The 22,234-nt window shown below is 70.8% G+C and carries 23 protein-coding genes and 1 pseudogene; 20 read left to right on the top strand and 4 right to left on the bottom strand.

The features are described from left to right. The 18 genes from rho to UWG_RS0111605 form a co-directional block, all read left to right on the top strand. Positions 1–1,226: transcription termination factor Rho (gene rho, locus UWG_RS0111690; RefSeq protein ID WP_016907398.1), on the top strand; the 1,226-nt coding region annotated here is incomplete at its 5' end. 335 nt (positions 1,227–1,561) lie between these two features. Further along, on the top strand, positions 1,562–2,779 hold the full coding sequence (locus UWG_RS0111685) for an LCP family protein (RefSeq protein ID WP_193386436.1): 1,218 nt from the start codon (positions 1,562–1,564) through the stop codon (positions 2,777–2,779). 144 nt (positions 2,780–2,923) lie between these two features. Further along, complete coding sequence (rpmE, locus tag UWG_RS0111680; RefSeq protein ID WP_016907396.1) at positions 2,924–3,148, top strand: 50S ribosomal protein L31; 225 nt, start codon at positions 2,924–2,926, stop codon at positions 3,146–3,148. A 141-nt stretch (positions 3,149–3,289) separates the two neighbouring features. Next, positions 3,290–4,360: a peptide chain release factor 1 gene (gene prfA / locus UWG_RS0111675; RefSeq protein ID WP_016907395.1), complete on the top strand. Its 1,071-nt coding sequence runs from the start codon at positions 3,290–3,292 to the stop codon at positions 4,358–4,360. Positions 4,361–4,421: 61 nt separating this feature from the next. Next, positions 4,422–5,267 (top strand): peptide chain release factor N(5)-glutamine methyltransferase, encoded by an 846-nt coding sequence (gene prmC, locus UWG_RS0111670; protein ID WP_016907394.1) that lies wholly within the window; start codon positions 4,422–4,424, stop codon positions 5,265–5,267. Continuing rightward, positions 5,268–5,915, top strand: a complete 648-nt coding sequence (locus tag UWG_RS0111665) for an L-threonylcarbamoyladenylate synthase (protein WP_016907393.1) — start codon at positions 5,268–5,270, stop codon at positions 5,913–5,915. It abuts the gene before it with no gap. After that, entirely contained in the window at positions 5,912–6,583 is a 672-nt protein-coding gene (locus UWG_RS0111660) for an arsenate reductase/protein-tyrosine-phosphatase family protein (RefSeq protein ID WP_016907392.1), read from the top strand. The genes UWG_RS0111665 and UWG_RS0111660 overlap by 4 nt, the downstream gene beginning before the upstream one ends. 146 nt (positions 6,584–6,729) lie before the next feature. Further along, positions 6,730–8,178, top strand: coding sequence for an MraY family glycosyltransferase (locus tag UWG_RS0111655; RefSeq protein WP_016907391.1), 1,449 nt, complete (start codon positions 6,730–6,732; stop codon positions 8,176–8,178). 289 nt (positions 8,179–8,467) lie between these two features. Beyond that, positions 8,468–8,905 carry a Cg1360 family ATP-synthase-associated protein gene (locus UWG_RS0111650; RefSeq protein WP_016907390.1) on the top strand — a complete coding sequence of 146 codons (438 nt, stop codon included), beginning with the start codon at positions 8,468–8,470 and terminating at the stop codon, positions 8,903–8,905. A gap of 228 nt (positions 8,906–9,133) precedes the next feature. Further along, positions 9,134–9,961, top strand: coding sequence for a F0F1 ATP synthase subunit A (gene atpB, locus UWG_RS0111645; RefSeq protein ID WP_016907389.1), 828 nt, complete (start codon positions 9,134–9,136; stop codon positions 9,959–9,961). Between the two features lie 77 nt (positions 9,962–10,038). Then, complete coding sequence (gene atpE, locus UWG_RS0111640) at positions 10,039–10,281, top strand: ATP synthase F0 subunit C (RefSeq protein WP_016907388.1); 243 nt, start codon at positions 10,039–10,041, stop codon at positions 10,279–10,281. 41 nt (positions 10,282–10,322) lie between these two features. After that, on the top strand, positions 10,323–10,868 hold the full coding sequence (locus tag UWG_RS0111635) for a F0F1 ATP synthase subunit B (RefSeq protein WP_016907387.1): 546 nt from the start codon (positions 10,323–10,325) through the stop codon (positions 10,866–10,868). Then, positions 10,865–11,677, top strand: coding sequence for a F0F1 ATP synthase subunit delta (locus UWG_RS0111630; RefSeq protein WP_016907386.1), 813 nt, complete (start codon positions 10,865–10,867; stop codon positions 11,675–11,677). The genes UWG_RS0111635 and UWG_RS0111630 overlap by 4 nt, the downstream gene beginning before the upstream one ends. A 267-nt stretch (positions 11,678–11,944) precedes the next feature. Then, a complete protein-coding gene (atpA, locus tag UWG_RS0111625; RefSeq protein ID WP_016907385.1) occupies positions 11,945–13,516 on the top strand; it encodes a F0F1 ATP synthase subunit alpha in 1,572 nt (523 codons plus the stop codon). 2 nt (positions 13,517–13,518) lie between these two features. After that, entirely contained in the window at positions 13,519–14,460 is a 942-nt protein-coding gene (locus tag UWG_RS0111620) for a F0F1 ATP synthase subunit gamma (RefSeq protein ID WP_016907384.1), read from the top strand. 2 nt (positions 14,461–14,462) lie between these two features. Beyond that, positions 14,463–15,920, top strand: a complete 1,458-nt coding sequence (gene atpD / locus UWG_RS0111615) for a F0F1 ATP synthase subunit beta (RefSeq protein ID WP_016907383.1) — start codon at positions 14,463–14,465, stop codon at positions 15,918–15,920. 84 nt (positions 15,921–16,004) lie between these two features. Then, on the top strand, positions 16,005–16,388 hold the full coding sequence (locus UWG_RS0111610; RefSeq protein ID WP_016907382.1) for a F0F1 ATP synthase subunit epsilon: 384 nt from the start codon (positions 16,005–16,007) through the stop codon (positions 16,386–16,388). A gap of 188 nt (positions 16,389–16,576) precedes the next feature. After that, a complete protein-coding gene (locus tag UWG_RS0111605; protein ID WP_029391367.1) occupies positions 16,577–17,029 on the top strand; it encodes a DUF2550 domain-containing protein in 453 nt (150 codons plus the stop codon). On the opposite strand, the gene UWG_RS0111600 is transcribed toward UWG_RS0111605, so the two are convergent. After that, positions 17,016–17,738: a response regulator gene (locus tag UWG_RS0111600; RefSeq protein WP_016907380.1), complete on the bottom strand. Its 723-nt coding sequence runs from the start codon at positions 17,736–17,738 to the stop codon at positions 17,016–17,018. The genes UWG_RS0111605 and UWG_RS0111600 overlap by 14 nt on opposite strands. Then, a complete protein-coding gene (locus UWG_RS0111595) occupies positions 17,735–18,982 on the bottom strand; it encodes a sensor histidine kinase (protein ID WP_016907379.1) in 1,248 nt (415 codons plus the stop codon). The genes UWG_RS0111600 and UWG_RS0111595 overlap by 4 nt, the downstream gene beginning before the upstream one ends. A gap of 208 nt (positions 18,983–19,190) precedes the next feature. Between UWG_RS0111595 and UWG_RS0111590 the strand changes: the two genes are divergently transcribed. After that, entirely contained in the window at positions 19,191–19,754 is a 564-nt protein-coding gene (locus UWG_RS0111590) for a hypothetical protein (RefSeq protein ID WP_016907378.1), read from the top strand. Positions 19,755–19,758: 4 nt separating this feature from the next. On the opposite strand, the gene UWG_RS0111585 is transcribed toward UWG_RS0111590, so the two are convergent. Together UWG_RS0111585 and UWG_RS0111580 are read right to left on the bottom strand one after the other, a co-directional pair. Continuing rightward, positions 19,759–20,700: an AEC family transporter gene (locus tag UWG_RS0111585; RefSeq protein ID WP_016907377.1), complete on the bottom strand. Its 942-nt coding sequence runs from the start codon at positions 20,698–20,700 to the stop codon at positions 19,759–19,761. A 43-nt stretch (positions 20,701–20,743) separates the two neighbouring features. Further along, on the bottom strand, positions 20,744–21,316 hold the full coding sequence (locus tag UWG_RS0111580; RefSeq protein ID WP_016907376.1) for a cob(I)yrinic acid a,c-diamide adenosyltransferase: 573 nt from the start codon (positions 21,314–21,316) through the stop codon (positions 20,744–20,746). A gap of 282 nt (positions 21,317–21,598) precedes the next feature. On the opposite strand from UWG_RS0111580, the pseudogene UWG_RS0111575 reads away from it, so the two are divergent. Beyond that, positions 21,599–22,045, top strand: a pseudogene (locus tag UWG_RS0111575) (cbb3-type cytochrome c oxidase subunit I); the annotation flags it as partial. Positions 22,046–22,234 lie beyond the last annotated feature (189 nt).

The following is a 22,234-nucleotide window of genomic DNA, read 5'->3' as shown; positions in this document are numbered from 1 at the left end:
GGCGCGGCCGCCGCGGCCGCTACCGCGACCGCAGGGGGCGTCGCGGCCGCGACGACGTCAGCGAGCCGCAGATCGCCGAGGACGACGTCCTGATCCCGGTCGCAGGCATCCTCGACATCCTCGACAATTACGCGTTCGTGCGCACCTCCGGCTACCTGCCGGGTCCGAACGACGTGTACGTCTCGCTCGCGCAGGTCCGCAAGAACGGCCTCCGCAAGGGCGACCACGTCACCGGTGCCGTGCGCCAGCCCCGCGAGGGGGAGCGGCGCGAGAAGTTCAACGCGCTCGTGCGCCTCGACTCCGTCAACGGCATGTCGCCCGAGAACGGCAAGGGCCGCGCGGAGTTCACCAAGCTCACCCCGCTCTACCCGCAGGAGCGGCTGCGTCTGGAGACGGAGCCGAACCAGCTGACGACGCGGATCATCGACCTGGTCACGCCGATCGGCAAGGGGCAGCGCGGCCTGATCGTGGCACCGCCGAAGACCGGTAAGACCATGATCATGCAGGCGGTCGCCAACGCGATCACCACCAACAACCCCGAGTGCCACCTCATGGTCGTCCTCGTCGACGAGCGGCCCGAGGAGGTCACCGACATGCAGCGGTCGGTGAAGGGCGAGGTCATCTCCTCGACCTTCGACCGCCCCGCCGAAGACCACACCACCGTCGCGGAGTTGGCGATCGAGCGGGCCAAGCGGCTCGTCGAGCTCGGGCACGACGTCGTCGTGCTCCTCGACTCGATCACCCGCCTCGGCCGCGCCTACAACCTCGCCGCGCCGGCGTCCGGCCGCATCCTGTCCGGCGGTGTGGACTCCACCGCGCTCTACCCGCCGAAGAAGTTCTTCGGCGCCGCGCGGAACATCGAGGACGGCGGCTCCCTCACCATCGTCGCGACGGCGATGGTCGAGACCGGCTCCCGCATGGACGAGGTGATCTTCGAGGAGTTCAAGGGCACCGGCAACATGGAGCTGAAGCTGGAGCGGAAGCTCTCGGACAAGCGGATCTTCCCCGCGGTGGACGTCGACGCGTCCGGCACCCGCAAGGAGGAGATCCTCATGGGGAACGACGAGCTCCAGATCGTCTGGAAGCTGCGCCGAGTGCTCCACGCGCTCGACCAGCAGCAGGCGGTCGAGCTGCTCCTCGACCGCATGAAGAAGACCAAGTCCAACGCGGAGTTCCTGCTCCAGATCCAGAAGACGACGCCCACCCCGGGCAACGGCAGCGACTGAGCCGCTGTCCCGGACGAGTGCACGCACTCGTCCGGGCGCAGAACCGAGGGCCGTCCCACCACATCGGGTGGGGCGGCCCTCGCCGTATGTGACCACGGCGTTCGGCGCCCTGAGAGCTTTCGCACAGGCCGACGGGGGGCGGCGGACCCCCGCGCACGACGAGCGAGTCCGCGTTCTCGCAGGTAAAACCGAGAGGAAAGGCGGAGAAGGGGGCCTTTGCCGTCCTCGTTCCATTGGCAGGCGCTTTACCCGTCCCGGAGGCGCACTGTGCAACCCTGCCGCGAAGGCACGGGCGTCCAGCAAGGAAGCCACACCGCATACCGAGGGAAGTGAAGATGACGGGCGACAGCAGCGAGGGGACGGCAGGGCGGGAGCCCCGCACGTGGGCGGCGCGCCCCACGGGCCGTCGCCGCAAGCCGCGCACCCGGCGTCGGAAGGCGTTGGTGATCGGTGCGTGCACGGTCGCGGGGGCCGTGGCACTCGGCGGTGCGGGGCTCGGGGTCGCGTACGTCAAGTTCAACGGGAACATCTCGGGCGTCGACATCAACGCGGCGCTCGGCACGGACCGTCCCGAGGACGCCCCCGGCGGGTCGATGGACATACTCGTCCTCGGCTCGGACAGCCGGGCCGGGGACAACTCCTCGTACGGGCAGGACGACGGCTCCTCGCGCTCGGACACCGCGATGATCGTGCACGTCAACGAGGACCACGACCGCGCGACCGTCGTCTCGATCCCGCGCGACACCGTCGTCGACCGGCCGACCTGCGCGGCCGACGGCGACGCGAAGAACGAGGGCGCCAAGAAGGGCGACGACGGCGAGAGCGAGCGCCAGGGCGCTCCCGCTCAGCGCGCGATGTTCAACACCGCCTACCAGGTGGGCGGTCCGGCGTGCGCGGTCAAGACGGTGGAGTCGCTGTCGGGCGTGCGCATGGACCACTACGTCGAGGTCGACTTCGACGGGTTCAAGAAGCTGATCGACACGCTCGGCGGCGTCAAGATGACGACGACCGAGTCGATCGACGACAAGGAGAGCCACCTGACGCTCCCGGCCGGCACCCACCGGCTCGACGGCGAGCAGGCGCTCGGCCTCGTGCGCACCAGGCACGGCGTCGGGGACGGGAGCGACCTGGGGCGCATCCAGCTCCAGCAGTCGTTCGTGAAGTCGCTCATCGACCAGGTCAACTCCGTCGGCCTGTTCAGCAACCCCAAGCGGCTCTACGACCTCGCCGACACCGCCACCTCGGCGCTCACCACCGATTCGGACCTCGACTCGGTCAACGACCTCTCGGGGCTGGCGAAGACGCTCAAGGGCGTCACCTCGGACGACATGCAGATGACGACGCTGCCCGTGCGGTACGACCCGCGGGACGAGAACCGCGTCGTCCCGATCTCCGGCAAGACGGCCCAGGTCTGGAAGGCGCTGAAGAAGGACCGTCCGATACCGAAGTCGGCGACGAAGAACTCCGCGGGGGACGCGGCCGACGTGGACGGCGTCATAAGGGACGGCACGAAGCCGTCGAACCAGGCGAACCCGGCCGCCGACGAGCGTTGACGGCGCGGCTCCGATGGCTGCGCCCGGCGCGAGCACCCGGTTTTGGGGCACGCGGCACCAGGTGGCAAACTTGACCGTCGGTCCCGGTTCACGGGCGGCAACCCGCCTCCCGACCCGGCGCCCTCCCGGACATTAGGAGAAACCTTGAAGCGCGACATCCACCCGGAGTACGTGGAGACCCAGGTGAGCTGCACCTGCGGCAACTCCTTCACCACCCGCAGCACCATCGGCGCCGGCCAGATCCGCGCCGACATCTGCTCGGCGTGCCACCCGTTCTACACGGGCAAGCAGAAGATCCTCGACACCGGTGGCCGTGTGGCCCGCTTCGAGGCCCGCTTCGGCAAGAACGCCGGCACGGGGAAGAAGTAGCGACGCCGCAGCGCCGGTCCGCCGCCGCCCCGCACGGGTGGCGCGGCCGGCGCTCTTTTGCTGCGGTGGTTCGGTGGACCGCTCACGGCCCCGGCCGCCGCACGGCCGTTCCGCTTTCTTCTCCAGACGAGGGACCACACGATGTTCGAGGCTGTCGAGGAGCTGATCGGGGAGCACAGCGACCTCGAGAAGCAGCTCGCCGACCCCGCGATCCACGCGGACCAGGCCAGGGCGAGGCGGCTCAACAAGCGGTACGCGGAGCTCACCCCGATCGTGGGCGCCTACCGCGCGTGGCGGCAGACCGGCGAGGACATCGCCACCGCGCGTGAACTCGCCGCCGAGGAGCCGGAGTTCGCCGACGAGGTGAAGGAGCTCCAGGCCCGCGAGGAGGAGCTCACCGAGCGCCTGCGCCTGCTCCTCGTGCCGCGCGACCCGAGCGACGAAAAGGACGTCATCCTGGAGATCAAGGCGGGCGAGGGCGGCGACGAGTCGGCGCTCTTCGCCGGCGACCTGCTCCGGATGTACCTGCGCTACGCCGAGCGCCGCGGCTGGAAGACCGAGCTCATCGCGTCGACCGAGTCGGATCTCGGCGGGTACAAGGACGCCCAGGTCGCGGTGAAGACCAAGGGCGGCACCGAGCCGGGGCAGGGCGTATGGGCCCGGCTGAAGTACGAGGGCGGGGTGCACCGCGTGCAGCGGGTGCCTGCGACGGAGTCGCAGGGGCGCATTCACACCTCGGCCGCCGGCGTGCTCGTCCTCCCCGAGGCGGAGGAGGTCGACGTCGAGATCAACCAGAACGACCTGCGGATCGACGTCTACCGCTCGTCGGGGCCCGGCGGTCAGTCGGTGAACACCACGGACTCGGCCGTGCGGATCACGCACGAGCCCACCGGGATCGTCGTCTCCTGCCAGAACGAGAAGAGCCAGCTCCAGAACAAGGAGCAGGCGCTGCGCATCCTCCGCGCCCGGCTCCTCGCGGCCGCCCAGGAGGAGGCCGAGAAGGAGGCGTCCGACGCACGGCGCAGCCAGGTGCGCACGGTCGACCGCTCGGAGCGGGTGCGCACGTACAACTTCCCGGAGAACCGGATCTCCGACCACCGCGTGGGGTTCAAGGCGTACAACCTCGACCAGGTGCTCGACGGTGAACTCGATCCCGTGATCCAGGCGTGCGTCGACGCGGATTCCGCGGCGAAGCTGGCGGCGGCGCAGTGAGGAAGCATCCGGCGTCCGCCGGATGCGCGGCGGGGGAGAGCGCAGTGGGAGGGAGTGCGCGATGAACGTGCTGCTCGCCGAAGTCGCCCAGGCGACGAGGCGGTTGGCGGACGCGGGCGTGCCCTCGCCGCGGTTCGACGCGGAGGAGCTCGCCGGCTGGGTGCACGGGGTGGGCCGCGGTGAGCTGCACCGGGTCGCCGACGCCGACTTCGACGCCCGCTACTGGGAGGCCGTAGCCCGCCGGGAGGCCCGCGAGCCGCTCCAGCACATCACGGGCCGCGCGTTCTTCCGGTACCTCGAACTCGAGGTGGGCGCAGGGGTGTTCGTGCCGCGGCCGGAGACGGAGTCGGTCGTGGGGTGGGCGATAGACGCGGTCCGCGCGATGGACGTCGCCGAGCCGCTCGTCGTCGATCTCTGCACCGGTTCCGGCGCGATCGCGCTCGCCCTCGCGCAGGAGGTGCCCCGCTCGCGGGTGCACGCGGTCGAGCTCGACGACGGCGCGTACGGCTGGGCGCGGCGGAACACCGAGGGCACCCGCGTCACGCTGCACCACGCCGACGCGTTCACCGCGCTCCCCGAACTCGACGGCCAGGTCGACCTGGTGATCTCCAACCCGCCGTACATCCCGCTCACCGAGTGGGAGTATGTAGCCCCCGAAGCCCGCGACCACGACCCGTCGCTCGCGTTGTTCTCCGGGGAGGACGGCCTGGACACGATCCGTGGCCTGGAGCGCGCGGCGCACCGTCTGCTGCGTCCCGGAGGGGTGGTGGTGGTGGAGCACGCGGACACCCAGGGCGGCCAAGTGCCGTGGATCTTCACGGAGGATCGCGGCTGGGCCGATGCCGCCGACCATCCAGACCTCAACAACCGGCCACGTTTTGCCACTGCCCGCAGGGAGGTGCCGTAGATGGCACGGCGTTACGACTGCACCGACGCGACCGACCGGAAGACCGGCCTGCGCGAGGCCGCCTCGGCGGTCCGCCGCGGCGAACTCGTCGTGCTCCCCACCGACACGGTCTACGGCATCGGCGCCGACGCGTTCAGTTCGGACGCCGTCGGCGACCTGCTGGAGGCGAAGGGGCGCGGGCGGAACATGCCGTCGCCCGTGCTCGTCGGCTCGCCCAACACGCTCCACGGCCTGGTGACCGATTTCTCCGAACTCGCGTGGGAGCTGGTGGATGCGTTCTGGCCGGGCGCGCTCACCCTCGTCGCGCGCCACCAGCCGTCGCTCACCTGGGACCTCGGCGAGACGAGGGGCACCGTCGCCGTCCGGATGCCGCTCCACCCCGTGGCGATCGAACTCCTCACCGAGTTCGGGCCGATGGCCGTCTCCTCGGCGAACCTCAGCGGCCACGCCTCCCCGCAGGACTGCGAGGCGGCGCAGCGGATGCTGGGCGACTCGGTCTCCGTCTACCTCGACGGCGGCCCGACACCCGATCCGGTGCCGTCCTCGATCGTGGACGTCACTCGAAGGGTGCCGAAGCTCCTGCGGGCCGGCGCGCTCAGCGAGGAGGAGCTGCGGAAGGTCGTACCGGACCTTGAGGTGAGCAATTGACGACCCCGCCCGAAGGGCGTGGCATACCGGGGCCCGGCCGGGGTTCGGGTGTCTTCCGCATTCTCCACGTCTCCACCGGCAACGTCTGCCGCTCGCCGATCACCGAGCGGCTGACGCGGCACGCCCTCCGGCTGCGGCTGGGCGCCGAGTTGAGCAGCGGCGTCGTGGTGGAGTCGGCGGGCACCTGGGGGCACGAGGGGGCGCCGATGGAGGACCACGCGGCGCAGGTGCTCCACGAACAGGGCGCGGAGACCGAGGGGTTCACCGGCCGCGAGCTCCTCGACGAGCACGTCATCCGCGCCGACCTCGTCCTCACGGCGACGCGTGACCACCGCGCGCAGGTCGTCTCCATGGGGCACTCCGCGGGGCTGCGCACCTTCACGCTCAAAGAGTTCACGCGCCTGGTGAAGGCGATAGACGCGGCCACACTGCCGCCGGCCGGCACGGCGGAGGGCGTCGTCGAGCGCTCCAGGGCGCTGGTGCAGGCCGCGGCCGCGCTCCGCGGCTGGCTCCTCGCGCCGAGCCCGGACGCCGACGAGATCTACGACCCGTACGGCGCCCCCATCCCGTACTTCAGGAGCGTCGGCGAGGAGATCATCGAGGCGCTCGACCCGGTGCTGACGGCGCTGACGGGCGTCCCGCCCGAGCTGATCACCGAGCGCCGCTGAACGCATGCGCGGGACGCGCGCCGTTGCGGCGGGTATGCCCGTCGGAGGGCCGCGGCCCGCGGGCGGCGCGGGAGAGGGGAACCGAGCCACGTGGTGCGGTGTCCTAAGGTGTGGGCCAGGATTCGAGCGAGACCTCTGGGGAGCCCGTGCGTGAATATCTGCTGACGCTCTGCGTCACGGCCGCGGTCACCTACCTGCTGACCGGGCCGGTGCGGAAGTTCGCCATCGCCGCCCGGGCCATGCCGGAGATCAGGGCGCGCGACGTGCACCGCGAGCCGACGCCGCGCCTCGGCGGCATCGCCATGTTCGGCGGCCTCTGCGCCGGGCTCCTCGCCGCCTCCCAACTCACCAACATCGGCGACCTGTTCCACCTCTCGGACGAGCCGCGCGCGCTCCTCTCCGGCGCCGGGCTCATCTGGCTCATCGGCGTGCTCGACGACAAGTGGGGCGTGGACGCGCTGGTGAAGCTCGGCGGCCAGATGATCGCTGCCGGCGTCATGGTGCTCCAGGGCCTCACCATCCTGTGGCTCCCCGTGCCGGGCGTCGGCAACGTCGCGCTCACGCCGCTCCAGGGGACGCTGCTCACCGTCGCTTTGGTGGTCGTGACGATCAACGCGGTCAACTTCGTCGACGGCCTCGACGGACTCGCGGCCGGCATGGTCTGCATCGCCGCCGCGGCGTTCTTCATGTACGCCTACCGGATCTGGTACGGCTACGGCATCGAGGCGGCGGCGCCCGCGACGCTCTTCGCCGCGGTGCTCATGGGCATGTGCTTCGGTTTCCTGCCGCACAACATGCATCCGGCGCGGATCTTCATGGGCGACTCCGGATCGATGCTGATCGGGCTGGTGCTGGCGGCCGGTGCCGTCTCCATCACGGGCCAGGTCGACCCGGACCTCCTCGTCGAGGAGTCGGGCGGTTCGATGAAGGACGCGGTCCACACGATGGTGCCGCTCTACATCCCGCTGGTGCTGCCGCTGACGATCATCGCCATCCCCTTCGCCGACCTGGTGCTGGCGATCGTCCGCCGTACCTGGAGCGGCCGTTCGCCGTTCGCCGCCGACCGCGGCCACCTCCACCACCGACTCCTGGAGATCGGGCACTCGCACAGCCGCGCGGTCCTGATCATGTACTTCTGGGCGGCGCTGATCGCCTTCGGCACCGTGGCGTTCTCGGTGCGCTCGTCGAGCCTCGCGATCGTCCTCGCCATCGTGGTGCTGAGTGCCTTCGGGCTCGGCGCGCTGCTCTTCCCGAGGTTCCGGCCGAGCGTGCCGCACTGGGCGTACGCGCTCGTGCCCCCGCGGTACCGGAGGCCATCCGGCGTTCGCGGTACGGGAGTTGAGGGTGCGCACGGCCCGGAGGAGGCGGTCGGGCGGCCCGGCGGGGAGGCGGCGGGGGAATCCCCGGACGGCCTCGCAACAGGCGCCTCAGGCCGCACACACAGCACGCAGAGCGCGGACGACGGAGAGGCCGAGGCGGGGCAGGGGCGCGAGGAGGCCGAGCGCGAGCCGGCGTTCGCTGTGCCCAACGGCGCCACCGCCAGCGGCGAGCGCCGAACTCCGTTCCTGCGCCGCTCGTCGGGCAGCGGGAAGTAGCGCGGCGAGTGTGCGCGTCTCCACTCTCCGTGAAAACGAGGTGAGTTCGCGACCGCGGGAGGGGCGCACAGACCGAACTCTGTGTATGTGACAGGCAGCACAGGGGGCGGGTAAAGACCTCATCAAATAGTTTGTGATACCGTTCACGAACCCCGGTGACCGGTCGATGTGTCCTCGTGCAAATGCTGAACGGCGGCCCGTCGGCGAGGTGTTGATCGGTAACGGCCTTCATCGACCGGGGTGCCGCTCGTCAACGACGACAACCCCCAAGACCTCCGGAGCAAGCCCCATGCAGTCGCCCGACGCTCGCATGCTGCTGCACTGCGCCGTCCCGACCGCTCTCGCGGGTGCCGCGGGCGCGGTGCTCAGCGGCGTACTCGCAGGCGGCAAAGGAGCAATCGGTGCGGCCGTCGGAGCGTTCGTGGTGATCCTCTTCATGGGGATCGGCCAGATCGTTCTCCAGCGGACCGCCAAATCCTTTCCGCACCTCTTCCAGGCCATGGGCCTGATGCTGTACACGACGCAGATCCTGCTGCTCGCGGTCGTGTTGGCGGTCTTCAAGAACACCACGCTCTTCGACACCAAGGCGTTCGCCTTCACGCTGCTCGGTGCCACCGTGGTCTGGGTCGTGTGCCAGGCCCTCTCGCACTCGAAGGCCAAGATCCTCTATATCGAGCCCGATTCGTCCGAGACCGGCAAGCAGGTGGCCTCGGGGGCGAGTTCGTGACGCGGGGCAGACGTAGGGGCGGAATAAGCGCTCGTTCGAGCAACTGCTATCGTCCTTTGCCAACTGCGGCGCAGCAGGTGCGGGTGGTCGAGCAGGCAGGTTCCCGGCGACGGAACGGCCCGCGCCCCTCGCGAACCGTCCGCCGCCCCCACATCCGTAACACCAGTCCAGTGCCGCCCCGCGGCCCCGCGCCGCGCCGACACATCGAGGTAGCCGTATCCATGCGCCATGCAGAAGGAGCTCGCGGTGAGTGCTGACCAGATGCTCGCCTTCGAGACCGATTGCCACATCTTCGACGGTTGCGGCTTCCCGGCTCCGGGGCTCCACTCTTTCGTCTTCGAGCCGCTCTTCACGGTCGGCGGCTTCGAGTTCAACAAGCCCATGCTGCTCGCCCTCGTGGGCACCCTGGCGATCGTCTGGTTCTTCTGGGCCGCCTTCAACAAGCCGCAGCTCGTGCCGGGCAAGCTCCAGATGGTCGGCGAGGCCGGCTACGACTTCGTCCGCAGGGGCGTGGTCTACGAGAACCTCGGAAAGCGCGAGGGCGAGAAGTACGTCCCGTTCGTGGTGGCGTTGTTCTTCTTCATCTGGGTCATGAACCTCTGGTCCGTGATCCCGCTCGCCCAGTTCCCCGTGACGTCGATCATCGCGTACCCGATGGTCCTCGCCGCGCTCGTCTACATCATCTGGGTCTCCCTGACGTTCAAGCGGCACGGCTGGACCGGCGCCTGGAAGAACTTCACCGGCTACGACAAGTCGCTCGGTCCCGTGCTGCCGCTCGCGATGCTCATCGAGTTCTTCTCGAACCTGCTCGTGCGGCCCTTCACGCACGCCGTCCGGCTCTTCGCCAACATGTTCGCGGGACACCTGCTGATCGTGATGTTCACGATCGCGAGCTGGTACCTGCTGAACGGCATCGGTATCGCGTACGCCGCGGTCTCGTTCGTGATGACGATCGCGATGGTCGCTTTCGAGCTCTTCATCCAGGCGATCCAGGCGTATGTCTTCGTCCTCCTGACCTGCAACTACATCCAGGGCGCGCTCGCCGAGAACCACTGAGCACCGCCCGGTTCCCCGGCTCAGGCCAACCGGTGGCCAACCCCCACCGGCCCGCATGAAAAGAAGGAAGAAACAGCATGTCCGCTACGCAGACTTTCCTCGCCGAAGGTGTTTCCGGCTCCCTCGGTTCGGTCGGCTACGGTCTCGCCGCCATCGGCCCGGGCATCGGCGTCGGCATCGTCTTCGGTAACGGCACCCAGGCGCTCGCCCGCCAGCCCGAGGCCGCCGGCCTCATCCGCCAGAACCAGATCCTCGGCTTCGCGTTCTGTGAGGCGCTCGCCCTGATCGGCATCGTCATGCCGTTCGTGTTCGGTGTCTGATTCCACTCACCGAACTGCTTCTGTCGACGAAAGGCACTGATGTGAACGCCCTGGTTCAGCTGGCGGCCGAGGAGGAGCAGAACCCCCTCGTCCCGCCGATTCCAGAGCTCGTCATCGGCCTGCTCGCTTTCGCCATCGTCTTCTTCTTCCTCTGGAAGAAGCTCCTCCCGAACATCAACAAGGTTCTGGACGAGCGCCGTGAGGCCATCGAGGGCGGCATCGAGAAGGCCGAGGCGGCCCAGCAAGAAGCGAACGACGTCCTCCAGCAGTACAAGGACCAGCTCGCGGAGGCCCGCCACGAGGCCGCCCGGCTGCGCTCCGAGGCGCAGGAGCAGGGTGCGGCGCTCATCGCCGAGATGCGTGCCGAAGGCCAGCGGCAGCGCGACGAGATCGTCGCGGCCGGCCACACCCAGATCGAGGCGGACCGCAAGCAGGCCGCCCAGGCGCTGCGCCAGGACGTCGGCAAGCTCGCGACCGAGCTCGCCGGCAAGCTGGTCGGCGAGTCCCTTGAGGACCACGCCAGGCAGAGCCGCACGATCGACCGGTTCCTCGACGACCTCGAGGAGAAGGCCGAGGCAGGCCGATGAACGGAGCGAGCCGTGAGGCGGCGGCAGCCGCACGCGAGAACCTGCAGGCGCTCGCCGACGGCACGTCGGCCGACGCCAGGTCTCTCGCCGACGAGCTCGCCGCCGTGACAGCCCTGTTGGAGCGCGAGGTCGGGCTCAGGCGAGCCCTCACCGACCCTTCGCAGGACGGTGAGGCCAAGGCCGGACTCGTCAGGCGCGTCCTCGGCGACAAGGTGAGCGGCGAGGTCGTCGACCTCGCCGCGGGCATGGTGCGGTCGCGTTGGTCGGTCTCGCGTGACCTCGTCGACACCGTCGAAGAGCTCGCCGACTCCGCCGACCTCATCGCAGCCGAGCGCGACGGCTCCCTCGACGGCGTCGAGGACGAGCTCTTCCGCTTCGGCCGCATCCTGAGCGCGGAGCCGCGGCTGCGGGCCGCGCTCTCGCGGGAGTCCGGCGGTGAGGCCAAGGCCGAGCTGGTGCACCGGCTGCTCGGGGGCCGGGCCGAGCCCGTCACCGAGCGTCTGATCACCAGGCTCGTCACCGAGTCGCGAGGACGTAGCCTTGAGGGCGGACTCGAAGGTCTGTCCAAGCTGGCGGCCGAGCGGCGCAACCGGTCGGTCGCCGTGGTGACCTCCGCAGTCCCGCTCAGCGACCAGCAGAAGCAGCGCCTCGGCGCCGCACTCGCGAAGCTGTACGGACGCGAGGTCCACCTCAACCTCGACGTCGACCCGACGATCCTCGGCGGGATCTCGGTCCGGGTCGGGGACGAGGTCATCGACGGCTCCCTCGCGGAGCGCGTCGGGGAGGCGGAACGGCGGATGGCCGGCTGACGTCCCCGGGGCGATCGGCCGCAGGCCGGTCGCCGGGGGAGGCGGAGCCGCGCGGCTCCGGACGTCCACCGCGGGTCGCTGCCGACGCCCCAGGGCAGCAGGCAGCACCTCGGCGCCGCAGGCGCCACACCAACTCAACAAGCACGACAGCGGCCCGAGTTGGGCCGTACAGGGGATCTCCTGGGGAAGCTCAGGTGAGCGTCGCCGAAGCGGCGGCCCCAGGCCCGAAGTGACTTACGGTCCCAACAAGGAGAGCAGGGAACCCAGATGGCGGAGCTCACGATCCGGCCGGATGAGATCCGGGACGCGCTGGAGAACTTTGTCCAGTCGTACACACCGGACGCGGCCTCGCGCGAAGAGGTCGGTACGGTCAGCGTTGCCGGCGACGGCATTGCAAGGGTCGAGGGGCTCCCCTCGGCCATGGCGAACGAGCTGCTGAAGTTCGAGGACGGCACCCTCGGCCTCGCCCTCAACCTCGACGAGCGCGAGGTCGGCACGGTCGTGCTGGGTGAGTTCAGCGGCATCGAGGAGGGCCAGTCGGTGTACCGCACCGGCGAGGTGCTCTCCGTCCCGGTCGGCGACGGCTACCTCGGCCGCGTCGTCGACCCGCTGGGCGCCCCGATCGACGGCCTCGGCGAGATCGAGACCGAGGGCCGCCGCGCCCTCGAACTGCAGGCCCCCACGGTGATGCAGCGCAAGTCGGTGCACGAGCCGATGGAGACCGGCTACAAGGCGGTCGACACGATGACGCCGGTCGGCCGCGGCCAGCGCCAGCTCGTCATCGGCGACCGTCAGACCGGCAAGACCGCGCTCTGCGTCGACACGATCATCAACCAGCGCGAGAACTGGCGCTCGGGCGACCCCGACAAGCAGGTGCGCTGCATCTACGTCGCGGTCGGCCAGAAGGGCTCCACGATCGCCTCGGTGCGCGGCTCCCTGGAGGAGGCCGGTGCGCTGGAGTACACGACCATCGTGGCCGCTCCCGCCTCCGACCCGGCCGGCTTCAAGTACATCGCCCCGTACACCGGTTCGGCGATCGGCCAGCACTGGATGTACCAGGGCAAGCACGTCCTCGTCGTCTTCGACGACCTCACCAAGCAGGCCGACGCCTACCGTGCGGTCTCGCTGCTGCTCCGTCGTCCGCCGGGCCGCGAGGCCTACCCGGGCGACGTCTTCTACCTGCACTCGCGGCTGCTGGAGCGCTGCGCGAAGCTCTCCGACGACATGGGTGCCGGTTCGATGACGGGCCTCCCGATCGTCGAGACGAAGGCGAACGACGTCTCGGCGTTCATTCCGACCAACGTCATCTCCATCACCGACGGCCAGTGCTTCCTGGAGTCCGACCTCTTCAACGCCGGCCAGCGCCCCGCGCTCAACGTCGGCATCTCGGTCTCCCGTGTGGGTGGTTCGGCCCAGCACAAGGCGATCAAGCAGATCACGGGGTCGCTCCGCGTCGACCTGGCGCAGTACCGCGAGCTGGAGTCCTTCGCGGCCTTCGGCTCCGACCTCGACGCCGCGTCGAAGCAGGCGCTGGAGCGCGGTAAGCGGATGACCGAGCTGCTCAAGCAGCCGCAGTACGCGCCGTTCTCCACCGAGGACCAGATCGTCTCCGTCTGGTCCGGCACCAAGGGCAAGATGGACGACGTGCCGGTCGAGGACGTCAAGCGCTTCGAGACCGAGCTGCTGGAGTACATGCACCGCACGCAGAAGGGTCTGCTCACGAGCATCGTCGAGGGCGGCAAGATGTCCGACGACACGCTCACGGCCCTCGGCGACGCGGTCGACGAGTTCAGGAAGCAGTTCGAGACCTCGGACGGCAAGCTCCTGGGCGAGGGCTGAGCATGGGGTCCCAGCTCAAGGTCTACAAGAGCCGGATCAAGTCCGTCTCCGCGACCAAGAAGATCACCAAGGCGATGGAGATGATCGCCGCCTCGCGCATCGTCAAGGCGCAGCGCAAGGTGGCGGCCTCCGAGCCGTACGCGAAGGAGCTCACCCGCGCGGTGAGCGCCGTCGCGCAGGGCTCCGGCGTTCAGCACTGGCTGACGACGGAGACGGAGCGCCCGACCCGGGCCGCGGTCCTCCTGATCACCAGCGACCGCGGGCTCGCGGGCGGCTACAACTCCAACGCCATCAAGGCCGCCGAGCAGCTCACCAACCGGCTGATCGGTGAGGGCAAGGAGGTCGTCAACCACATCGTCGGCTCCAAGGGCGCGGCCTACTACGGGTTCCGCGACCGGCCGGTGGAGCGGTCCTGGACGGGCTTCACCGACGAGCCGTCGTACGCCGACGCCAAGGCGGTCGCCGAGCCGCTGATCGAGGCGATCAAGGCGGAGACCGCCGCGCAGGGCGGGGTCGACGAACTCCACATCGTCTACACCGAGTTCGTCTCGATGATGACGCAGACGGCGATCGAGAGCCGGATGCTGCCGCTCACCTTCGAGAAGAGCGCGGAGGAGTCGGCGGAGGTCCTCAAGTCGGCCCTCAAGAACGGCCCCGAGGTCCTCCCGCTCTACGACTTCGAGCCTTCGCCCGAAGAGGTGCTCGACGCGCTGCTCCCGCGGTACGTCGAGAGCCGGGTCTACAACGCGCTGCTCCAGGCGGCCGCCTCGAAGCACGCGGCGACCCGTCGGGCGATGAAGGCGGCGACCGACAACGCGGACGACCTCATCAAGTCCCTCACCCGACTTGCCAACGCGGCCCGGCAGGCCGACATCACCCAGGAAATCAGCGAGATCGTCGGTGGCGCGGGCGCGCTCGCTGACGCGAACGCGGGGAGTGAATAACCATGACCACCGCTGTAGAGCAGACGGCCCCGGAAGCGGGCACGGCCGCCGGCCGGGTCGCCCGCGTCATCGGGCCCGTCGTCGACGTGGAGTTCCCCGTCGACGCGATGCCCGACATCTACAACGCCCTCACCGTCGACATCGCCGACCCGGCCGAGGACGGCAAGTCGAAGACCCTGACGCTCGAGGTCGCGCAGCACCTCGGCGAGGGCCTGGTCCGCGCGATCGGCATGGAGCCGACCGACGGCCTCGTCCGCCAGGCGCCGGTCACCGACACCGGCGAGGGCATCACCGTCCCCGTGGGCGACGTGACCAAGGGCCGCGTCTTCAACACCCTCGGGCGCATCCTCAACGAGCCCGAGGCCGAGTCGGAGGTCACCGAGCGGTGGGCGATCCACCGCAAGGCCCCCGCGTTCGACCAACTCGAGTCGAAGACCGAGATGTTCGAGACCGGGCTGAAGGTCGTCGACCTGCTGACCCCGTACGTCAAGGGCGGCAAGATCGGCCTCTTCGGCGGTGCGGGCGTCGGCAAGACCGTCCTCATCCAGGAAATGATCATGCGTGTGGCCAAGCTGCACGAGGGCGTTTCCGTCTTCGCCGGCGTCGGCGAGCGCACCCGTGAGGGCAACGACCTCATCGAGGAGATGGCCGAGTCCGGCGTGCTGCCGCAGACCGCGCTCGTCTTCGGCCAGATGGACGAGCCGCCGGGGACCCGTCTCCGCGTCGCGCTCGCGGGCCTGACCATGGCGGAGTACTTCCGCGATGTGCAGAAGCAGGACGTGCTGTTCTTCATCGACAACATCTTCCGCTTCACGCAGGCCGGTTCCGAGGTCTCCACCCTGCTCGGCCGGATGCCCTCCGCTGTGGGCTACCAGCCGAACCTGGCGGACGAGATGGGTGTGCTCCAGGAGCGCATCACCTCGACCCGCGGCCACTCGATCACCTCGATGCAGGCGATCTACGTGCCCGCGGACGACCTCACCGACCCGGCGCCCGCGACCACGTTCGCGCACCTCGACGCCACCACGGTGCTCTCGCGCCCGATTTCGGAGAAGGGCATCTACCCCGCGGTGGACCCGCTCGACTCCACCTCGCGCATCCTGGACCCGCGCTTCATCTCGCAGGAGCACTACGACACCGCGCAGCGGGTCAAGGGCATCCTGCAGAAGTACAAGGACCTCCAGGACATCATCTCGATCCTCGGTATGGACGAGCTGAGCGAGGAGGACAAGCTCACCGTGAGCCGCGCCCGCCGGATCGAGCGCTTCCTGTCGCAGAACACCCACGCGGCGAAGCAGTTCACCGGTCTCGACGGTTCGGACGTGCCGCTCGACGAGTCGATCGCCGCGTTCAACGCGATCGCGGACGGCGACTTCGACCACTACCCCGAGCAGGCGTTCTTCATGTGCGGTGGCCTGGACGACCTGAAGGCCAAGGCCAAGGAGCTCGGCGTCAGCTGACGTCGCTCCGCGGGGGCGGGTGCGCTTCCCGCCCCCGTGTCCGCACCCCTTATCCTGATCCCCATCCCAGTCTGAGGAGCCACAGTGGCTGAGCTGCACGTCGAGTTGGTCGCCGCCGACCGCAAGGTCTGGTCGGGGCAGGCCAGCCTGGTCGTCGCGCGCACCTCGTCGGGTGACATCGGCGTCATGCCCGGGCACCAGCCGCTGCTCGGTGTGCTGGACTCCGGCCCGGTCACCATCCGTACGACGGGGGAGAGCGGCGACGGCACCGTCGTCGCCGCCGTGCACGGCGGCTTCATCTCCTTCTCCGAGAACGAGCTCTCGATCCTCGCCGAGATCGCGGAGCTCACCGACGAGATCGACGTCGAGCGTGCCGAGCGTGCCCTGGAGCGTGCGAAGGAGGACGCGGACGCGCACGCCGAGCGTCGCGCGGACGTCCGCCTCCGTTCGGTGACGGCGGCGCGTTGATGTATTGGCGGGGCTGATACGACGGGTACGACACTCAGCCGCGGACGGCACTGGCGAACCGAATTGTGTTCGCCGGGGCCGTCCGCGGCTGTAGCCATACAGGTGGGGTCGCCGGGCCCGCGGGGAACGGCGCCCGCGTCGCTCCTCGCGGGGCGGCGGTTCGAGTCTCGGCGAGGAGGTCGGTGAAGATGGTCCTCGCTCTGCTGCTGTGCGGCGCGGTCGTTCTGCTGGTGGCGGGGGGGTTGTTCGCCTTCGGGGTGCGCCGGCGGCTGATCCAGCGCACCGGCGGCACCTTCGACTGCAACCTGCGCTGGGCGGTCTCCGAGCAGGAGGCGGCCGAGCCGACGGGTACGGGGTGGGCGTACGGCGTCGCGCGCTACAACGGTGACCGGATCGAGTGGTTCCGGGTCTTCTCGTACGCGCCTCGCCCCAAGCGGTTCCTCGTCAGGGGCGGGATCGAGGTCCTGGAGCGCCGACTGCCGCAGGGGGAGGAGGAGTTGGCACTCCTCTCCGACGCCGTGATCCTCGCGTGCGCGCTCCACGGGGTGCGGGTGGAGCTGGCGATGAGCGAGGACGCGCTCACCGGTTTCCTCGCCTGGCTGGAGGCGGCGCCGCCGGGGCAGCGCGTCAACGTCGCCTAGGGGACTGCCCGTTCGGGTCGTCTTCCGTGCCCGGCACGACCCCCCACTCCTGCGCGAACACCGCCGCCTGCGTGCGGCTGCGCAGGTCGAGCTTGGCGAGCAGCCGGCTGACATGCGTCTTCACCGTGGCCTCCGCCATCGAAAGCACCTGTGACACTTCCGAGTTGGAGAGACCCTCGCCGAGCCGAGCGAGCACCTCGCGCTCCTTCCTGGTGAGTTCCGCCAGCCCTTCCGGCTCCCCCGCGGGACCGCCGGGGGAGGAGAGGGCGAACTCCGCGATCAGACGCCGGGTCACCGCCGGCGCGATCATGCCCTCGCCCGCGGCGACCGTACGCACGGCGGAGACGACCGCGGACGCCTCGCTCTCCTTGAGGAGGAACCCCGAGGCGCCGGCACGCAGCGCCCCGAAGACGTACTCGTCGAGGTCGAAAGTGGTGAGCACGAGGACGTCCGCGAGGCGCTCCGCCGTGATCCGCCGGGTGGCGCTGACCCCGTCGAGCCGCGGCATCTGCACGTCCATCAGAACGACGTCGGGGCGCAGTTCGCGGGCGAGGGCCACGGCCTCCTCCCCGTCGCCCGCCTCCGCCACGACCTCGAGCGGCGGGTCGCCCCGCGCGCCCCCGAGGATCAGCACGAGCCCCGCGCGCACCGCCTGCTGGTCCTCCGCCACGAGCACCCGGACGGGGCGCCCCGTTTCGGCCTGGTTCACCTTCGCTCCTCTCCTGCGACGGGCAGCCGCGCCCGTACCTCCCAGCGTGCTCCCTCCGCGTCGGGCCCGGCCTCCAACTCCCCGCCGAGGAGCGCCGCTCGCTCCCGCATGCCGACGAGCCCGGCGCCGGCACCCGGGGCGCGCGGTCCGCTCACGTGCGCGCCGTCCCGCTGCATCGCGCTGGCGACGTGGACGGTGAGCGCCGACTCCGGACGCGGCCGTGCGAGCCGGACGGTGACCTCACCGGGCGCCGCGTGCTTCAGCGCGTTGGTGGCGGCCTCCTGGACGATGCGGTACGCGGCGAGCTCGACCGGGGCGGGGAGCGGTGCCGCCGAGGTGCGCTCGTCCTTGAGCACGAAGGCGAAGGACTCTGCCGTCTCCGGGGCGGCGGCCGCGCGGCAGCGGGCGAGGAGCGCGTCGAGCGCGTCGAGGCTCGGCGAGGCCGTGGGGCCCTCGTCCGCGCCCTCCGCGTCGCGGAGGAGGCCGATGAGCCGCCGCATCTCGGTGAGCCCGCGGACGCTGTTCTCCCGGATGACGCCGAGCGCCCGCTGTGCGGCCTCGGCGGCCTGCCCGCCGCCGTCTTCGGCGTCCTCGCGCCCGTCGGCCGCCGCCTGCGCCGCCGTGGCGTGGATGGCGATCGCCGAGAGGTGGTTGGCGACGACGTCGTGGAGCTCCCTCGCCATCCGCGCCCGTTCCTCCTGGACGGCCTGGTTCCGGTCGAACTCCGCGAGCAGCGCGGTCTGTTCGGCGCGCAGCCGCTCCGCTGCCGCCGCCTCCCTGTGGTCGCGCAGCACCAGCCCCGTCCATGCGGGCGCCACGGTGAGGCCGGCGCAGAGCGCCCCGAAGAGCAGCACCTCCCCCGGCGGGACGAGCGCGAGCAGGACGAGAACGGCGGCGACGGAGAACGCCACGCTCGCTCTGGTGACGAGGCGGCCCAGTCGGGGCGAACCGTAGAGGACGGAGGCGTAGACGACGTCGGTGAAGAGGATCACCGTGGGCAGGAACGTGCCCATCGTCGCGTCCGCGAGCTGCGCGAGGACGGCGAGCAGCAGCACCCACGGCTGCGCGGTCCGGCGGCCGAGCGTCGCGAGGCACACGGCGGCGAGCGGGAGGAGGACGAGCGCGCCGTGCCGCTCCTGCGCGTCGCCGAGTACGCCGAGGCTCCAGAGCGCGAGGCCGAACGCGAGGCCGGCGGCGGCGATGAGGACGTCGTCGCGAGCGGGCCGGCGTCGGGGGAGGTGCATGGGGGCCTTCCGCGGGGAGGTGCGGGCGCGGGACCAGCGTAGGAGGCGCGCGGGCTGCGCCGCCTCGGCTTCCGGGACCAGCCGGGCGCCGGTCGGGTACGTCGAAGTATGCAGTGCGGGCCGGCAGGGATCGGCTGCGGCGACGATGTCCTGCGGCGGTGCGGAACGGGAGCCTGGGTGCGTACGGCTCGGTTCCGTGAAAGGGGCAATGGTGATCGTCACGCTCGTCGTCGTCTCCGAGGTCGGCTTCTGGGTGCTGCTGGCAGCCGGGTTGGGCCTGCGGTACGGGCTGCGGCGGCGCCGTGCGGGGGGTGTCGTGCTGCTGATGGAGCCGGCGCTCGAAGTGGTGCTGCTCGTCGCGGGCGTCGTCGACCTGGGGCGCGGTGCCGAGCCCGACTGGAAGCACGGACTCGCCGCCGTCTACCTGGGGTTCACCGTGACGCACGGGCGCTACGCCGTCGCCTGGGCCGACCGGCACGCGGCGCACCGGCTCGCCGGCGGGCCGCGCCCCGCGAAGCCGCCGCGGTACGGCAGGGCGCGGGCCGTCCACGAGTGGAAGATGGGCGCACGGGCGATGGGCGGCGCCGCGATCGCCGCCGTGCTGCTCCAGGGGGCGATCTGGTACGTCGGCGATCCTGCACAGGCCGCCCCGCTGCGTGACTGGCAGACGAAGATGGCCTTCGTCGCGGGCATCTCGGCGCTGATAGCGGCGAGTTACACGCTCTGGCCGAAGCGGGCGCCGACGTCCGAGGACGTGCCGGCCGGCAGGTGAACCCTCAGCCGAGCAGCGCCGCCACCGGGACGAGGCAGAGCGGGGAGAGGACCGTGGAGAGGAGTATCGCTTCGCGCGCCAGGCGCACGCCGGTGCGGTAGTGGGAGGCGTAGGTGAAGATGTTCTGCGCGGTGGGGAGCGAGCAGAGCACGACGGCGGCGAAGAGTTCGGCCCCGCCGAGCCCGAGCACCCACGCCCCTGCCGCCCAGGCGAGTACGGGCTGCACCACCGTCTTCAGCGCCACGGCGACGAGGACGGGGACGCGCTCGGGGCCTCGCGCGGGCGCGGCGCTGCCGTGGAGCGAGATGCCGAAGGCGAGCAGCATCGCGGGCACCGACATGGCGCCGACGAGCTCGAAGGGCTCGCGCACCGGGTCGGGGATGCGGAGCCCCGTGGCGGCGACGGCGACGCCGAGGAGCGAGCCGAGCACCATGGGGTTGCGCAGCGGCCCGCTCAGCCGCCGCGCGAGGCTGCGGCGGGGCTGCTGCGCGGTGCGCCCCCCGGGGTCGCCCGTAGCGTCGAGGATCGTCAACGCGAGGGGGCCGACGACGAGTTGCTGGAAGAGCATCACCGGCGCCGCGAGGGAGGCGTCCCCGAGGACGTAGGCGGCGACGGGGATGCCCAGGTTGCCGGCGTTGACGTAGCACGCCGAGAGGGCGCCTATCGTCGAGTCGCCCGCCGGCCAGCGGCGCAGGGCGGCGAGGGCCGCGTAGAGCGCGGCGACCGCCGCCGTGGAGAGGGCCATCGCCAGGAGCGGACCCGAGGCGAGAAGGCCGAGGTCGGCCTCGGAGAGCATCGCGAAGAGCAGTGCGGGCGTGGCGATGTGGAACGCGAGGCGCGTGAGCACCTCGCGTCCGCCGGGGCCGAGGAGTTCGTACGTGCCGAGGAGCCAGCCGGCGGCGATCACCGCTGCGATCACCCCGAACCCCGTGATCACACCGCCCACTTCGCCTCCCGGCGGCCGCGGGGCAGGCCGGGCGCGGAGGGATTCAGCGCTCTCCGCCGGGGACCCAGAGCACGTCGCCCGTGGCCTTGTTGGCGATGCGGGCGAGGATGAAGAGCAGGTCGGAGAGGCGGTTGAGGTAGGTGGCCGTGAGTGCGTTCATCGTGTCGCCGTGCACCTCGAGGGCGGCCCAGGTGGAGCGCTCGGCGCGGCGTGCGACCGTCGTCGCCTGGTGGAGGAGGGCTGCTGCCGGGGTGCCGCCGGGGAGGATGAAGCTGCGGAGCTTCTCCAGTTGGGCGAGGAAGCGGTCGCAGTCCTCCTCCAGCCTGTCGACGTACTCCTGCTCGACGCGGAGCGGCGGGTACGCGGGGTTCTCCTGGACGGGTGTGGACAGGTCGGCGCCGACGTCGAAGAGGTCGTTCTGCACGCGGACCAGGACCTCGCGCACCTCCTCTTCGAGTTCGCCGAGCGCGAGGGCGGTGCCGATGACCGCGTTGGCCTCGTTGGCGTCGGCGTACGCGGTGATCCGCAGGTCCGTCTTGGGGGTACGGCTCATGTCGCCGAGCGCGGTCGTTCCCTTGTCGCCGGTCCGGGTGTAGATGCGCGTCAGATTGACCATGCGACGAGGGTAGCCACCCTGCTCGGGGGCGCCCCAGGTGGCTTCCCCCGGCGGCCCCGGTGCGGACACCTTTCGGCCCGGTGGCCGGCGCGTGCCAACGGGCCCAACGGCCCCTGTGCGCGGGGTTCCTCGCCCCTACGGAGGGGGAGTGCTCCGCGGCGAGCATGGACGGCGCCGAGGGAGCGGGGATCGCCGCCCGACTCCGTCCCCTTCGGCTTCCGTACGTGTGCGCCCCACCGCGGGCGGTGGACGGGCGACCGGTGGGTCCGGCCGCCGAGAGGCATGGTGAGTCGGCCGGTGAGTGCCATCGAGGAACCTGAGGCCGCGGACGAGGGTTCGCGCGGAGTCGAGGAGGAGCGGCCGCGGGGTGCGTCCGTCGTCGTGTGGCTGACGACCACCGACCACAAGCGGATCGGCACGCTCTACCTCGTCTCGGCGCTCGTCTTCTTCGCCGTCGGCGGGGTGCTGGCGCTGGTGATGCGCGCCGAACTCGCCGGGCCTGGTACGCAGATCATGTCGAACGAGCAGTTCAACCAGGCGTTCACGATGCACGGTTCGATCATGCTGCTGCTCTTCGCGATGCCCCTCTTCACCGGGTTCGCCAACTGGCTGATGCCGCTCCAGATCGGCGCTCCGGACGTGGCGTTCCCGCGACTGAACATGCTCGCCTACTGGCTCTTCCTCTTCGGTTCACTCATCGCGGCGAGTAGCTTCCTGACACCGGCGGGTGGTACTCGGCCGGGGGACGGGCGCCGTGCTCGCCGCCCTGCTCTTCCTCGGCACCGCGCGTGCGCTCGTCGGGTGGGCCGCGGGCGCGGGGGTCGCGGCGTGCGCCCTCCTCCGCCTCGGTGCCGTCGTGGCGCGCAGGCGGGAGCGGCGGGAGGCGGGCGCGTGGTGGGCGGCGCTCGGTGCGCGTGC

Source organism: Streptomyces xiaopingdaonensis (genome assembly GCF_000262345.1).
Lineage (GTDB): Bacteria > Actinomycetota > Actinomycetes > Streptomycetales > Streptomycetaceae > Streptomyces > Streptomyces xiaopingdaonensis.
Note: the sequence above shows the minus strand (reverse complement) of the source record. Positions and strands in the feature narration are given on the sequence as shown.